The 13,631-nt window shown below is 65.7% G+C and carries 15 protein-coding genes; 9 read left to right on the forward strand and 6 right to left on the reverse strand.

The features are described 5' to 3' along the window. Positions 1-49 precede the first annotated feature (49 nt). The 5 genes from BPHY_RS32240 to BPHY_RS42740 form a co-directional block, all read right to left on the reverse strand. Positions 50-859, reverse strand: a complete 810-nt coding sequence (locus tag BPHY_RS32240; protein WP_012405664.1) for a hypothetical protein — start codon at positions 857-859, stop codon at positions 50-52. Further along, positions 856-1,770, reverse strand: coding sequence for a substrate-binding domain-containing protein (locus BPHY_RS32245; RefSeq protein ID WP_012405665.1), 915 nt, complete (start codon positions 1,768-1,770; stop codon positions 856-858). The genes BPHY_RS32240 and BPHY_RS32245 overlap by 4 nt, the downstream gene beginning before the upstream one ends. 88 nt (positions 1,771-1,858) lie before the next feature. Then, positions 1,859-2,293, reverse strand: coding sequence for a c-type cytochrome (locus BPHY_RS32250; protein ID WP_012405666.1), 435 nt, complete (start codon positions 2,291-2,293; stop codon positions 1,859-1,861). Positions 2,294-2,468: 175 nt separating this feature from the next. Beyond that, positions 2,469-4,289: a methanol/ethanol family PQQ-dependent dehydrogenase gene (locus BPHY_RS32255; protein WP_012405667.1), complete on the reverse strand. Its 1,821-nt coding sequence runs from the start codon at positions 4,287-4,289 to the stop codon at positions 2,469-2,471. A 40-nt stretch (positions 4,290-4,329) separates the two neighbouring features. Next, complete coding sequence (locus BPHY_RS42740; protein ID WP_012405668.1) at positions 4,330-4,602, reverse strand: hypothetical protein; 273 nt, start codon at positions 4,600-4,602, stop codon at positions 4,330-4,332. A 53-nt stretch (positions 4,603-4,655) separates the two neighbouring features. Here BPHY_RS42740 and BPHY_RS32265 point away from each other — a divergent pair, with 53 nt between their 5' ends. The 9 genes from BPHY_RS32265 to BPHY_RS32305 all read left to right on the forward strand — a co-directional run bounded on the left by BPHY_RS32265 (position 4,656) and on the right by BPHY_RS32305 (position 12,774). Further along, entirely contained in the window at positions 4,656-5,042 is a 387-nt protein-coding gene (locus BPHY_RS32265) for a 4a-hydroxytetrahydrobiopterin dehydratase (protein WP_012405669.1), read from the forward strand. A gap of 258 nt (positions 5,043-5,300) precedes the next feature. Further along, on the forward strand, positions 5,301-6,368 hold the full coding sequence (locus tag BPHY_RS32270; RefSeq protein ID WP_012405670.1) for a beta-ribofuranosylaminobenzene 5'-phosphate synthase family protein: 1,068 nt from the start codon (positions 5,301-5,303) through the stop codon (positions 6,366-6,368). Between the two features lie 87 nt (positions 6,369-6,455). Further along, the gene (locus BPHY_RS32275) at positions 6,456-7,382 is read left to right on the forward strand and encodes an NAD(P)-dependent methylenetetrahydromethanopterin dehydrogenase (protein ID WP_012405671.1); all 927 of its coding nucleotides are present in this window, start codon (positions 6,456-6,458) and stop codon (positions 7,380-7,382) included. A 19-nt stretch (positions 7,383-7,401) separates the two neighbouring features. Further along, positions 7,402-8,625 carry an ATP-grasp domain-containing protein gene (locus tag BPHY_RS32280; RefSeq protein WP_012405672.1) on the forward strand — a complete coding sequence of 408 codons (1,224 nt, stop codon included), beginning with the start codon at positions 7,402-7,404 and terminating at the stop codon, positions 8,623-8,625. After that, entirely contained in the window at positions 8,600-9,718 is a 1,119-nt protein-coding gene (mch, locus tag BPHY_RS32285; RefSeq protein WP_012405673.1) for a methenyltetrahydromethanopterin cyclohydrolase, read from the forward strand. The genes BPHY_RS32280 and mch overlap by 26 nt, the downstream gene beginning before the upstream one ends. After that, complete coding sequence (locus BPHY_RS32290; protein WP_012405674.1) at positions 9,715-10,716, forward strand: ATP-grasp domain-containing protein; 1,002 nt, start codon at positions 9,715-9,717, stop codon at positions 10,714-10,716. Before mch ends, BPHY_RS32290 begins: the two co-directional genes overlap by 4 nt. Further along, complete coding sequence (locus BPHY_RS32295) at positions 10,703-11,578, forward strand: triphosphoribosyl-dephospho-CoA synthase (protein ID WP_012405675.1); 876 nt, start codon at positions 10,703-10,705, stop codon at positions 11,576-11,578. Before BPHY_RS32290 ends, BPHY_RS32295 begins: the two co-directional genes overlap by 14 nt. A 133-nt stretch (positions 11,579-11,711) precedes the next feature. Continuing rightward, positions 11,712-12,221, forward strand: a complete 510-nt coding sequence (gene fae / locus BPHY_RS32300) for a formaldehyde-activating enzyme (protein WP_012405676.1) — start codon at positions 11,712-11,714, stop codon at positions 12,219-12,221. Positions 12,222-12,360: 139 nt separating this feature from the next. Then, positions 12,361-12,774, forward strand: coding sequence for a hypothetical protein (locus BPHY_RS32305; protein WP_012405677.1), 414 nt, complete (start codon positions 12,361-12,363; stop codon positions 12,772-12,774). A 79-nt stretch (positions 12,775-12,853) separates the two neighbouring features. On the opposite strand, the gene BPHY_RS32310 is transcribed toward BPHY_RS32305, so the two are convergent. Beyond that, a complete protein-coding gene (locus BPHY_RS32310) occupies positions 12,854-13,324 on the reverse strand; it encodes a dihydroneopterin aldolase (protein WP_012405678.1) in 471 nt (156 codons plus the stop codon). Between the last annotated feature and the right edge of the window lie 307 nt (positions 13,325-13,631).

A 13,631-nucleotide genomic window follows, 5' to 3' on the forward strand; every position in this document is an offset into this window, starting at 1 on the left:
CGCAGGCAGCGGCCATGCTGCTGTCGCTACGTCAAACATCGCGACGGATTCAGCGGCTCGCGCGCGGGGCGTTGGGTGTCGCCGAAGGTGAAGGCGGCTTGCTCTGTGCAGGCGGCTGCAGCTTGCGCAGCGAGCCTTCATAGCTCAACGACTCCGTCTTTAGCGGATGCGCGAAATCGTCGTTGTCGCCGGGCACGTCGGTGCGCAACAGCCACACGCCGCCCGGCACGGCGTCGGCGAGCAAGAACGTGTAGCGCTTGCTCGTGAACCTCGGAAAGCGCTGCGCGTTCGGATCATGCAAATACGGCTGGATCACGATCTTGCGCGCTTTCACGGCCTTTCCGTCAAGCTGGACTGTCGCGTCCGTGATGGGCGGACTCGCGGCCAGCGCAAGCCGCACGCGCTGCTGGAAATACCGCCGCTGGCCACCCGTCGCCTGCTCCATCTCCGCGATATCGCGCTCGAGAAAATACAGAATCACGGGATTGCACGGCAGGTTCTCCGGCAATTGCACCTTGCCGCTCCCGTCGCTGACGGACGCATCGCTTTTCGAGTTATCGGCGCTCGCGACGAATACGCGGACCCGATCGGTCTGCTTGTTGGGCGGCACCGTCACGACGAGCGCATAGTCGAGCTCCGTCTGCGACGCGACGCCATGCAGATGCGGCGTGAGAAACATCAGCTTTTCGGCGGGCGCGATCGGTGCGTCCGCTGCGTTTGCGCCACTAGCCGCATCGGCCGAATGCGCCGCTTGCGGCAAGGACATCGACACAGCAGCGAGCACCGTCAGCGCAGCCACCCCGCGCCATGCAAACGCACGCGCGCCGCCGCGTACGGCTGCCCCGGAGGCGCCCGTCATTTCGGCGCATCCGCTGCAACGGGCGCACTCGCCAGCGGCAGCAGGGGTACTTCGTAGCTGGTCAGAATCTGGTTGATGTCGTTCTGATGGGTGGCGATCCACTCGTCGATCTTGTCGTGCCATGCCTTCTCGCCGTAACGCACGCCCATGGAAATTTCATAGTCGAAGCGGATGCCCTGCTGCGGCGGAAACGGCACGAGCTTCACTCGATCACTGGCCTGCTTCGCGAAGTAGCCCGCAATCGGCCCCCACATGAACACGACATCGACGTTGCCCTGCGCCAGATCGTGCTGGATCATCTCGCCGGGAAACGCGTTCGGGTCGCCGCTCTGCGCGCGATACGACACAGCCTGGTCGATCAGGTTGTTCGATAACAGCCAGTCGACGGCAGGCGTCTGCGAGAAGATGCCGAGCTTGAGCTTCTTCAGTTGATCGGGCGGCAGCTTCAGCAGATCGGCAGGCGTCTTGATGCTCGCGAACTCGGGCCGCTTGTTGAACACCATCGCATAGGTGGAATGCAGCCACGGCCGCGTGGTCGATGTCATGTCATAGCCATGCGGCACGCCAATGATGAGATCGCACTTGAACTGCTCGGAGTTGTCCACCTTGTCGCGCAGCGTATGGCGCACGAAGCCCATGCGCTGCGGAAAATACGTGTATTCGAGCTTGTAGCCGAAGTCTTTGGCCATTGCGGCCGCGATCTTGTTCTCGAAGCCTTCTCCCTTGTCATTCGACAACGGCATGTTGTTCGGGTCGGCGCAGACGCGCAGCACCTTGTCTGCACCGTCGTTGTTCGGCAGATTCGGCTCGGGCGCGCCCTGCGCGCGCGCCGCCGGCGCGCCGACGCACACCCAGCACAGCGTCAGCACTGCACAGACGGCATGGACGACAGAAGTTCTGCGCTCGGACATGGAGGACTCCGGGTTGTGCGACATGCGGCGTGGCACGCGATACCAGACATAGAGGCGCGTCACTCAGTATCGCATGACGTCGGTTGGCTTATTTGGCATCGATCGCCTGCAGATCGCCCGGCTTGATCGTGCCGTCGGAGCGGCCTTTCAGGTATGCAAAGAGATTCTCCCAGTTTTTCTGCATCATCTGGCTCGAACTGAAATCCGGCATGCCCTTGTCGACCCGTCCGCCGAATACCGTCCGATGAAATTCGTTCTTGTCCAGTGTCTTGAACGCGTCGATCAGCGACGGACCCACAAGCCCTTCCTGCCTCGCGCCGTGGCAGCGTTCGCAGGCGAGCGCGCGCCAGGTTTTCCATCCCTGCAGCGTATCGTTGTCGACCTTGTTGCCGTCGACGACCTTATAAGCGACCTTCTGGACTTGCGGCGCGTCCGACGACTGCCCCCAGCTATTGGTCACGACAGGTAAAGCGCTCAACGCCAGTAACGCACCCGCAAGCGACAGCACAACGCGGCCATTCATCCGTTCGTCTCCCTATCATCCGATTGAAGGTGTTCGTCGATCGCACATGGCGATCGCACTCGATACCCACTTTTTTCGAAGCCGAAGACCGCATGCGGGCGTCTTCGGCTACGTCGCTGCTGCTGCGAAACACTTGCGCGCCTGGCTTGCGCAAGCCGGCCAGGCGGCACCGCGATCAGCCGTTCGATCCGCCCGGAACGGCGAAAACGAACAGCGTGCCGCCGAGAGCCGTGTACTTCGCCAGCTCGCGATAGCCGCCGACAGCGCCAAGGCCTTCCGTCGACTTCTGCAGACCGGCTGCCATGCCGATGCCCGCCCAGCCGCCGATGCCCGAATACACACCGACGAACTGCTTGCCCTGATACTCATACGTGAACACGTTGCCGATGATTCCCGACGGCGTCTTGAACTTCCACAACTCCTTGCCGTCCTTGATCCGCACGGCCTTGATGTAGCCTTCCAGCGTGCCGTAAAAGACAATGCCGCCTGCCGTCGCCAACGCGCCCGACCACACCGAGAAGCGTTCGGGCTTCGACCAGACGATCTTGCCCTTCGCCGCATCCCACGCGATGAAGTTGCCCATCGCGCCCTTCTCGTCCGGACCGGGATACATCGACAGCGTCGCGCCTACATACGGCTGGCCAGACACGTAATCGACATCGAACGGCTCGTAGTCCATGCAGACATGATTGGTCGGCACGAGGAACAGATTCGAGCCCGGATCGAAAGAAGCCGGCTGCTGGTCCTTCGAACCCAACGCGGCCGGGCAGATGCCCTTCACGTTGTGGTCGGGACCGGCCTTTTGCGTCGAGTACGAAGCATTGCGAATCGGCAGACCGCTCTTCAGGTCCACGCTGTCCGCCCAGTTCACGGCCGGGTCGTACTTCTGTGCAACCAGCAGTTCGCCTGTCTCGCGGTTGAGCGTATAGCCGAAGCCGTTACGGTCGAAGTGCACGATCGCTGGCGTCTTCTTGCCGTTGACGGCAATGTCTGCAAGGATCATTTCGTTGACGCCGTCATAGTCCCACTCGTCGTGCGGCGTCATCTGATAGACCCATTTCGCCTTGCCCGTATTGAGGTCGCGGGCGAAGATCGACATCGACCACTTGTTGTCGCCGGGACGCTGCGTCGGATTCCATGTGCCCGGATTGCCCGTGCCGTAATAGACCAGATTCAGCTTCGGATCCCACGCGTACCAGCCCCATGTGGTGCCGCCGCCGAGTTTCCACTGATCGCCCTTCCAGCTCTTGATCGACGAATCCGCGCCGACGGGCTGCATCTTGCCGTCTGCCCAGGTCATCGTCTGCTGCGGATCGAGCAGCATCTCGTTGTCGGGCCCGGTGCTATACGCCTTCCACGCTTCCTTGCCGGTCTTGATGTCGTATGCGATCAAACGGCCGCGCACGCCAAACTCGCCGCCGGAGATGCCCGTCAGCACCTTGTCGCCGAACACGTGCGGCGCGTTGGTGTTGGTCTCGCCTGCCTTCGGGTCGCCGTTCTGCGCGGTCCACACCACTTCGCCCGTCTTCGCGTTGAGCGCGACGAGCTTGGTGTCGGCCTGTTGCAGGAAGATCTTGCCGTCGCCGTACGCGAGACCGCGGTTGACGGTATCGCAGCACATCACGGAGATCACCGACGCGTCCTGCTTCGGCTCGTATTGCCAGATGAAGGTCTGGTCCTTCAGGTTGATCGCGATGACCTTGTTGGGGAACGGCGAGTGGATATACATCGTGTCGCCGATCACGAGAGGCGAGCCTTCGTGACCGCGCAACACGCCCGTCGACATCGTCCACGCGACCTGCAGCTTGCCGACATTGCTTTCATTGATCTGCTTGAGCGGGCTGTACCGGTGATTCGCATAGTCACCTGCCTGCGCCGCCCAGTTCGATGGGTTCTTGATCAGCGAGTCCAGTTGCGGATCGGCATACGCAAGGAACGAGTTCAGCGCCGTCGCAACCAACACCGCCAGTCCAAGAACCAGGGTGCGTACGTTCATGTCTCCTCCAGAATGGGTGATACTGGTTGAAACCGTCCAGTTACCGATGACACGCTACCGGGTCGATCCAGCCGCGCCTCTGGATGCAGGTAACGTCTTTGCTGCGCCGGATCCATTGCCCGGCCCATGCGTATGACGGCGAATCGCATATTCCATGCCGGTCGTATTTGAACGCCGCCACACGGCCTCCCGGCGTCAACGTGTTGCGCTTCTCGACGTGCGGCGGGACATACTGTGTCAGATACGCAATTCGCAGGACGGCGTGCATGAGGCGCAGCGGCACGCGCGGCAGGCCGGGTGGTGCAAAGCGCATGGGACGCGACGTTCCCGTGCGATTCCCCTCTAACGACACGAGCGGAGGTCGTCATGACGCAAAGCGAACAGGTGTATTCCGACGAGGAAGTCCAGAAGAAGCTCGAAGGTCCGTTGCAGCACTGGTATCTCGAAGACGGCTGGCTGCGTCGCAAGTACCGCACGGAAAGCTGGAAAGGCACGCTGATGGTCGTCAACACCGTCGGCCATCTGGCGGAAGCTGCGTGGCATCACCCGGATCTGACGGTGTCGTATGCGTTCGTCATCGTGAAGCTGAAGACGCATACCGCGAAAGGCATCACCGACAAGGACTTCGCGCTGGCGCGCAAGATCGAGGAAGTGATCCAGTGGCAGCCGGGCAAGGAAGGCGGTCCGCTCGAAGGCACCCCCGCCGACGATCAGCGGTTCCGCTATATCAAGTACGACGCGCCGAAGAGTTGATGGTCCGCCCCGCGTTCGCTATCGGTGCGAACGCGGGGCTTCTCGCAATGCGTGACAGCCCGTAGCGGCAAAGGCTCGCGCTGTGCCGTATCTGACACGCGATGTGGCACGCGCCGTTGCACGCGCGTGCGAAATCCATACGTGCGAATCCGCGCGGCGTCGTGCGTGGTACGTCTCTTGCCTGAGGTCGAAAAGCGCTGTCGCGCCGATCCGCGCGGCCGTGTCCGCGCATACACGATTCGACAAGGAAGCAATCGCATGCCGATGTCATCCGACCGCTCGTCGACACTGCCTGCCATCTCGGCGATCACCGTCGAAGCGCCGGGCCGGCTGCACATGGGCTTTCTCGATCCAAACGGATCGCTCGGACGCGCGTTCGGCAGCGTCGGCATCGTCATCGAAGGATGCGGCACACGCGTCACCGCGCGGCACGCCGACGACGCGCAGGTCGAAGGCACGGCCACGGATGCCCAGCGCGAGCGCGTCGAACGTTATCTCGCGCTGCTGCACGATGCCTATGGCGGACCCGCCGTATCGATCGAAGTCGAACAGGCGGCGCGCGCACATTGCGGCATCGGCTCCGGCACGCAGCTCGCGCTCGCGGTCGGCACTGCATATGCGCGGCTTGCCGGCATCGCGGCGACGACGGCGGAGCTCGCGCAACGGCTGGGGCGCGGCGCGCGCTCCGGCATCGGTGTGCTCGGTTTCGATCATGGCGGCCTGATCGTCGACGGCGGCCGGCACCACGCAGCGACGGCCGCCTCGCCAGGTGCTGCGCCGCAAAGCGCTGCCGCGCTGCCGCCCCTGCTCGCGCGCCAGCCGTTTCCCGACGACTGGCGCATCGTGCTGATCGACGACACCACGCGCGAAGGTCTGCACGGCGACGAAGAGAAGCGCGGACTCGCCGCATTGCCGCCGTTCCCGCACACGCTCGCCGCCGAGGTCTGCCATCAGCTGCTGATGCGCGTGCTGCCCGGCATGGCGCAAGGCGACTTCGACGCATTCGCCGCCGGCGTCAGCGACATCCAGCAATCCATCGGCGAATACTTTGCGCCCGTGCAAGGCGGCGTGTATTCGAGTCCCGCCGTCGCGGCCGCGATGCAGGCCATCGCAGCGAACCAGACAGCGGGCGTCGGACAAAGCTCGTGGGGCCCGACGGGCTTCGCGTTCGTGCAGAGCTCGCGCCACGCCGACGACGCACTGGCGGCCGCCCGCGCGGCGACGAGAGCGTTTCCCGGCATCGTGTGTTCCGTGACGCGCGGCCGCAATTGCGGCGCGCGCTATTACGCCGTCCAGCAACCGCGCTTCGGCATCGACGCGCAATGAGCCGGATGCCCGCCTATCCGCCGACGTACCGCATCACAGCGCGCCAGCCGCTCGCGCCCGCCCCATATCGACTCAAGAGCCGACGCCATGTCCCAAACCACTGAAAGGCCGTACATCCTGCATATGTTCACTCCGACGCCGCAGATGAGCCCCTTCGACGTCAACATGGCCGCCGACGCCGGCTATCAGATTCTCGTGCCGTACTGCGAGGTCGACGTGCGCAATGTCGTGCAATTAACCCAGGACGCGATCTTTTCGCGCGGCCCGAAAGGCGTGTCGCGCACGGGCATCTTCATCGGCGGGCGTGACGTGATGCTCGCCGCCGACATGCTCGACCGCGCGCGCGAAGCGATGGTGCCGCCGTTCGAGGTCTCCGTGTTCGCCGATCCGAGCGGCGCCTATACGACATCGGCGGCGCTCGTCGCGCTGGTCGAACATCACCTGAAGGCGCAGTACGGCGAAGAGCTGAAGGACAAGCATGTGCTGATACTCGGCGGCACGGGCGCCGTGGGACGTGTCACGGCCGCCATCGCCGCGACGCTTGGCGCGCATGTCGCGATCGCGAGCCACTCCGACGCGGCGCGCGCCGAGCAGGCGAGTCACGATGTCGACGAACGCTTCGGCATCAAGACGTCTGGCGTCGGCACGGGCACACCCTCAACGCTGCACGCGGCGCTGGCGCACGCGGATATCGTCTTCGCGACGGCGGCGGCGGGCGTGCAGGTGATGAGCGCCGCCGATCTCGCGCAGGCGCCGCGCCTGCTGATCGCCGCCGACGTCAACGCAGTGCCGCCCGAAGGCATCGCCGGCGTTAACGTAATGGACGACGGCAAGCCGCTCGCGGGCGCAGTGCGTCCCGATGCCAGCGGCATCGGCGCACTGGCGATCGGCAACGTGAAGTATCAGGTCGAGCATCGGCTGTTCACGCGGATGCGCACCGCGGGCAAGCCCGCGTACCTCGGCTTCACGGAAGCGTTCGACGAAGCCCGCGCCGTCGTCGCCGAGCGCAGCTAGCGCGCAGCGAGGCGTCACCATGCCGGCGATGTCCGCGAGCAGCAGCCGCTCGCACCTGTCCAGCTCCGCGCCGTTCGTCGCGGTAGTGGGACTGTCGGCGCGCATGCTTGCACAGTCCGCCGCGCATGCCGGCTATCGGGTAGCCGCTCTCGACCTGTTCGGTGACCGCGACACGCGCCGTTACGCGAAGCTGTGGCTCGATACGGGCGGCACTGGCCTGTCGCTCGATCGCGACAAGCTGCACGGCGCGCTCGAGCGCGTGGTGCGGTTGCCGCGCCTGATCGGCTATGTCGTGGGCAGCGGTATCGAACCGCACATCGGCTGGTTGCACGACACGGCGAGACTGCCGCGCCCGATCGGCAACGATGCCGGCGCAACGGCAGCCGTGCGCGATCCAGCGCGCTTCTTCGCGTTGCTCGACGAGTTGGGTATCGCGCATCCCGAGACCGCTTTCGAGCGTCCCGCACAGCTGGAAGACTGGCTGCGCAAAGCCGCCGACGGCTGCGGCGGCACGCATATCGTTCGAGCGGCGCAAACGGACGCGCATGCCGGCTATTTCCAGCGCGTGAGCAACGGCCTGTCGATGTCGGCGCTTTTCGTCGCGGCGCGGCGCGAAGCTTGCGTGATCGGCCACGCGGAGCAACTTCACGTCGCGAGCGGCGAGCTGCCGTATCTGCACGTCGGCTCGCTCGGTCCCGTCGGCTTGCCCGCGCACATCGCGCAACAAGTCGATCGCGCCGTGCGTTCGATTACGGCGCGCACGAATCTCGTCGGCCTCAACAGCCTGGATTTCCTGCTCGACGGCGATGCGATCCGCGTGCTCGAAGTCAACGCGCGGCCGTCGTCGACGATGGCGTTATACGAACGCGCGTGGCGCGATGCGTGGCCGCGCGGCCTGCTCGCTGCGCATATCGACGCATGTCTGCACGGCCGCCTGCCAGCGGCCCGCGCCCTCGCGCCGCCATGCCGCGCAGCACAGCAGGTCGTATTCGCGCCTCACGCCTTCCCGGTCACGCGCCGTTTCAGCGACGCGCTGTTCGTCGATCCCGTCTGTCACGACATCCCGCACGCGGGCACGCGCATCGAAGCGGGCCACCCGGTCTGCACCGTGCTCGTGACGGCCGACGCGGGCGCTTCGCGCGCCGTCCTGATGCACGAACTGCAACGCCACACGCAGCGCCTTCTGCAACGCATCGAAACCAGCACCCAACCTGCCCATGAACCTGTCGACTCCTACGGCTGAACATGGCGGCAACGCGCCGCCGCCCATCGCCCGCGACGCGCCCAGCGTCAATGCGCTCGCCGCACCGCTCGTCGCGCAACTGCTCGCGGATGCCGCACGGCTGCGCATCGCGTCGTCGCGCCACCCGTTCGGTCCGACCATCGTCGATGCGGGCATCGCGTCGCGCGGCTGCGTTGAAGCGGGCGTGACGATCGCGCGCATTTGCATGGGCGGCCTGGGGCGCATCGAGACGCGCATCAACGCCGAACACGAGCCGCTGTGGCCCGCGATGATCGACGTGCATACGGCCTCGCCCGTGCTCGCGTGCCTCGGCAGCCAGTACGCCGGATGGAGCTTGTCCGCGAGCAAGGAGCAGAACAATGGGAAGAAGTTCTTCTCGCTCGGCTCGGGACCGGCGCGCGCACTGGCCGGCAAGGAAACGCTGTTCGACGAACTCGGCTATCGCGATCGTCACGATGCTGGCGTGCTGGTGATGGAAGTCGACCAGTTGCCCCCGCAAGCAGTGCTCGAAAAAATCGCCGGGGATTGTGGGCTCGCACCCGGCGGGCTGACGGTAATCGTCACGCCGACACAGTCTGTCGCCGGCACGGTGCAGGTCGTCGCGCGCGTGGTCGAAGTCGCGCTGCACAAGACGCATGTGCTCGGGGTGCCGCCCGGCGAGATCGTCGAGGGGAGCGGCACCGCGCCGCTGCCGCCGCCCGCGCCCGACGCACTCGCCGCGATGGGCCGCACCAACGACGCGATCCTGTACGGCGGGCGCGTGCATCTGACCGTGCAAAGCGACGCCGTGGCGCGGCGGCTCGCGGCGCAATTGCCCTCGTCGAACTCGCGCGATTACGGTCGGCCGTTCGCCGACATCTTCGCGTCGTTCAACTACGACTTCTATCAGATCGATCCGTCGCTGTTTGCACCCGCCGAAGTGTGGGCGAGCAGCCTGGAAAGCGGCGCGACCTATCGGGGCGGCAGGCTCGATGCAGCGCTGCTGCACGCGCTCTGGCAAGGCGATGCATTCGCTGCGGCGGCCGACGCGGTCAGCGAAGGCCCGACCGCCGCATCGGCCACGCCGGGCGTCACGGGGCCGGGGGCGCCATGAGCGACGCGACAACGGCGGGCGGGCTGCGCATCGCGATCATGACGGACGAAACCGGCTGGCACACGGCCCGGCTCAAGAAAGCGTTTCGCGCGCGCGGTGCCGAGGCGCGCTGCGTTGATCTGGCGGCGTGCCGCATCGATACGTCATGGTCGCCGTACGGCCTCGCGATTCCCGGCTTCGCGCGCGACCTGCCCGACGCCGTCTTCGTGCGCGGCATCGCGGGCGGCACCTTCGAGCAGGTCACGTTGCGGCTCGGCATCCTGCATGCGCTGCGCGAATGCGGCGTGCCCGTCTACAACGATGCGCGGGCGATCGAGCGCAGTGTCGACAAGTCGATGACGAGCTTCCTGCTGCATCGCGCGGGCGTGCCGACGCCGCCGGCGTGGGCGACGGAATCGGCGGCGTTTGCGCAGCGCGTGCTGATGCGCGAGACGGCTGCCGCACGTCAGGTCGTGCTCAAGCCTCTGTTCGGCTCGCAGGGCAAAGGCTTGCGGCGGCTCGGCGCCAATCCCGTCAACGGCGCATTGAAGCCGCTGCCGCCGCTGCGCGGCTACAGCGAGGTTGCCTATCTGCAGCGCTTCGTCGGCAGCACTCGCGCACGCCATCGAGGCCACGACTGGCGCGTGCTCGTGATCGGCGGCCGCGCGTTCGCTGCGATGCGGCGAATAGGCGGGCGCGGCTGGATTCACAACGTCGCGCGCGGCGCACGCTGCGAACGGGCAGAACTGGATCCGACGCTTGCCACGCTAGCCGAACGCGCGACGGCTGCGCTCGGCCTCGATTACGCAGGCGTCGATCTGATCCCCGATCCGACGACACCCGATGCGACGGGCGGGCCGCTCGTGCTCGAAGTGAACGGCGTGGCGGCATGGCGCGGGCTGCAATCGGTGACATCCGTCGATATCGCGGCCGCGCTCGTGGACGATCTGCTCGATCGCAAGCTGGCCGCGAGCGAGGCGCCGGCGCAACCGGTCATGCCGCACCATGCAGGCGGCTGACGCGCTTCTGACTCGGGCCCGCGACGCGTTTCTGCTCGCGTGCCGGCTGGACGTCGAAACGGCGAAGCCGGGCAATGTCAGCGTCGCGAGCGCCGGACACGGGATGCAGGCCGCGCAGTTCATCGACAGCGCCCAGGCGGCCGCGCCCGCGCTGTTCGCGCGCGGCGCCAGCGTCGGCGCGCGCATCCTCGATGCCGTGACGCTCACGCGGCAGATCGCCGGATGCAACACGAATCTCGGCATCGTGCTGCTGGTCGCGCCGCTGGCGGCCGCGCTGGAACGCACGGCAACATTCGACGCGGCGCACTGGCGAGCGTCCGTCGATCAGGTGCTGTCGACGCTGGACCTGGACGACGCGCGCGCCGCCTATCGCGCGATCGCACTTGCCAACCCCGGCGGACTCGGCGACGCGCCCGAGCAAACCGTTCACGCGCCGCCCACCGTCGATTTGCGCGCGGCCATGTCGCTGGCCGCCGGGCGCGACAGCATCGCGCGCCAATATGCAAACGGCTTCGCGGATATCTTCGGCACGGGCCTCGACGCGTACGCCCGTTCGAGCAGCACGACAGCCACTGCGCTCGCGCTCGACGTGTATCTCACCTTCCTCGGCACGTGGCCCGACTCGCACATACTGCGCAAGCATGGCGCGGCGCTGGCGCAAAGTGTCACGCGCGAGGCGCGCGAACGTCACGCGCAAGCGCGCATTGCCGAGCCTGCTGCGCGTGCCGCGCAACTCGCGGCATGGGACGCCGAACTGAAGGCGCGAGGCGTCAATCCAGGCACGAGCGCCGATCTGACTGTCGCCGCGCTCTTCGCCGGTGCGCTGCTCGACCCGCAGCGCCTGTCGATGACGCCCGTTTGAAAGGAACGCACCGCGACTGGCACGGTTCCTGTTATACGGGAACGCGTTGCGTCCCCTTCGAAAAACGCGCTGCGGTCGCCACGCGTCGCGAGTTCGTCCCACGTCGACAGACCCAATTCACTGGAGGAACAGCATGGCCAAGATCAACCGCGTCCTGGTAGGCGAGTCGCTTATCGGCGAAGGCAACGAAGTCGCTCACATCGATCTCATCATCGGACCGCGAGGCTCTGCCGCCGAATCCGCCTTCTGCCACGCGCTCACCAACAACAAGGACGGCTTCACGTCGCTGCTCGCCGTCGTCGCACCGAACCTGATGGCAAAACCCAATACCGTGATGTTCAACAAGGTGACGATCAAGGGCGCCAAGCAGGCCGTGCAGATGTTCGGTCCGGCGCAGCACGCCGTGGCGCTCGCTGTCGCGGATTGCGTCGAAGACGGCACGATCCCGAAGGACGAAGCCGACGACCTGTTCATCTGCGTCGGCGTCTTCATCCACTGGGAAGCCGAAGACGACAAGAAAATCCAGGAGTTCAACTACAAGGCGACACGCGAAGCACTCCAGCGCGCAGTGGCAGGCGAACCGAGCGCCGCCGAAGTGGTGTCGAAGAAGGGCAGCGCGGCACACCCGTTCGCTCCGAACTAGGCGTGTTTCGTGCATCGAAAGCCGTGTCGCGCGCGCGCGCCGCAGCGGGCCGTCGAGGTCCGCCGCGGCGCGCGCCGCGCGTGTTTCTCCCGTGCGTTCTACGGGAGCGGACTGCAGAACTTACGCTAAAGGCATCGACATGAACTCACGTTGTCGCACGCGCCTGGCTGTCGCTGCGTTCGCGTGCGTGGCAGTGATTCCGCCGGCCGCGCTGGCCGCGGACGTCGCGGGCGGCAATGCGCCCTCCAAAGGCAATGACTATCCGACGCAAGGCCGCGTCGAATACGTGCTCGGCTGCATGGACGAGAACGGCCACGACTTCGCCAACGTCTACAAGTGCTCGTGCGCGATCGACAGGATCGCGGCCGTGTTGCCGTATGACGATTACGTCGAGCAGATGACATTCTCGAAGTACGCAACGCTCGGCGGCGAAGGCGGCAACGAGTTCCGCGTCGACCGTGCGCGTGCACAGACGAAGAAATATCGCGCGTTGCAGCAGGAGGCGTATCAGGCGTGCGGCCTCGCGAAGCCCTCTCCTTCGGCGTCCAAATGAGGCGTTGAGGCTGTGCTTCCCCTCCCGCGATCGGATACGGCCCGGCTGGGCGCGTACCGTGCACGCCGTTCCCGGGAAACTAGCCGATGGGTTCGCAGTGCCGCTCGATGATCACGCCAACGGCTGCAACGTCGTCGAACTTGGCGGGCTTGCACAGCTTCACGCGCACCCAATGCGCGCCGAACCGGTCGATCAGCCACTGCGCGATCCGTTCGGCCAGCGCCTCGAGTAGCTGGACCTTGTGCGTTTCGAGCAGCGTGTGCAGCTCGGCGCGCACAGCCGCGTAATTGATCGTGTCGCCGATCTGATCCGTCTTGCACGCGCGCAGCGACGGCACGCCGATCGCGAGATCCATCTGCACGGGTTGGGGTTCGTGCAGTTCATCGTGGTCGATGCCGATGACCGTCTGCGCGGTGAAGCCTTCGATGTAGACGATATCGAGCGCGGCGCCGCCGCGCCGCCGCTCGTCGGGGTCGCGCGCTGGCCGCGCGCTCGACGGCAACACGACCGTAAAATGGACAGGGCTGCTTCCGGGGTTGAAACGGTCCATGTGAGGGCTCCCGTAAAGGCCGCGCGTGCGACGCGCATCGTTCGAACGAATTCCGTTTTCATGCCGGATGATGCAAAGCAAAAAGCAGGCGCGGTGCGCAACACTCGTACGACTATTTATTGATGTATCGTGAGTCGGGTTGTACAGTGTTCGCTGAGTGCTCTGGATCGGATTCAAAAAACATACAGCAGCGGTTCGCCACGCGCGCGAGAGACGCGCGGCACACAGAGGCACGGGAAGCACACGGGGAAAACACTTACATACAGCGTAGGCCGCCCCGCTCACCGGCATGATGGCGAGCACCGAG

Source organism: Paraburkholderia phymatum STM815 (assembly GCF_000020045.1).
Classification (GTDB): Bacteria; Pseudomonadota; Gammaproteobacteria; order Burkholderiales; family Burkholderiaceae; genus Paraburkholderia; species Paraburkholderia phymatum.

Excerpts from the sequence above, each read along its gene's own strand:
- BPHY_RS42740 (WP_012405668.1), bottom strand. The coding sequence starts at position 4,602 with ATGCGCTTTGCACCACCCGGCCTGCCGCGCGTGCCGCTGCGCCTCATG.
- mch (WP_012405673.1), top strand. The coding sequence starts at position 8,600 with ATGAACCTGTCGACTCCTACGGCTGAACATGGCGGCAACGCGCCGCCG.
- BPHY_RS32270 (WP_012405670.1), top strand. The coding sequence starts at position 5,301 with ATGCCGATGTCATCCGACCGCTCGTCGACACTGCCTGCCATCTCGGCG.
- fae (WP_012405676.1), top strand. The coding sequence starts at position 11,712 with ATGGCCAAGATCAACCGCGTCCTGGTAGGCGAGTCGCTTATCGGCGAA.
- BPHY_RS32245 (WP_012405665.1), bottom strand. The coding sequence starts at position 1,770 with ATGTCCGAGCGCAGAACTTCTGTCGTCCATGCCGTCTGTGCAGTGCTG.
- BPHY_RS32265 (WP_012405669.1), top strand. The coding sequence starts at position 4,656 with ATGACGCAAAGCGAACAGGTGTATTCCGACGAGGAAGTCCAGAAGAAG.
- BPHY_RS32240 (WP_012405664.1), bottom strand. The coding sequence starts at position 859 with ATGACGGGCGCCTCCGGGGCAGCCGTACGCGGCGGCGCGCGTGCGTTT.
- BPHY_RS32295 (WP_012405675.1), top strand. The coding sequence starts at position 10,703 with ATGCAGGCGGCTGACGCGCTTCTGACTCGGGCCCGCGACGCGTTTCTG.
- BPHY_RS32280 (WP_012405672.1), top strand. The coding sequence starts at position 7,402 with ATGCCGGCGATGTCCGCGAGCAGCAGCCGCTCGCACCTGTCCAGCTCC.
- BPHY_RS32255 (WP_012405667.1), bottom strand. The coding sequence starts at position 4,289 with ATGAACGTACGCACCCTGGTTCTTGGACTGGCGGTGTTGGTTGCGACG.
- BPHY_RS32250 (WP_012405666.1), bottom strand. The coding sequence starts at position 2,293 with ATGAATGGCCGCGTTGTGCTGTCGCTTGCGGGTGCGTTACTGGCGTTG.
- BPHY_RS32310 (WP_012405678.1), bottom strand. The coding sequence starts at position 13,324 with ATGGACCGTTTCAACCCCGGAAGCAGCCCTGTCCATTTTACGGTCGTG.
- BPHY_RS32275 (WP_012405671.1), top strand. The coding sequence starts at position 6,456 with ATGTCCCAAACCACTGAAAGGCCGTACATCCTGCATATGTTCACTCCG.
- BPHY_RS32290 (WP_012405674.1), top strand. The coding sequence starts at position 9,715 with ATGAGCGACGCGACAACGGCGGGCGGGCTGCGCATCGCGATCATGACG.
- BPHY_RS32305 (WP_012405677.1), top strand. The coding sequence starts at position 12,361 with ATGAACTCACGTTGTCGCACGCGCCTGGCTGTCGCTGCGTTCGCGTGC.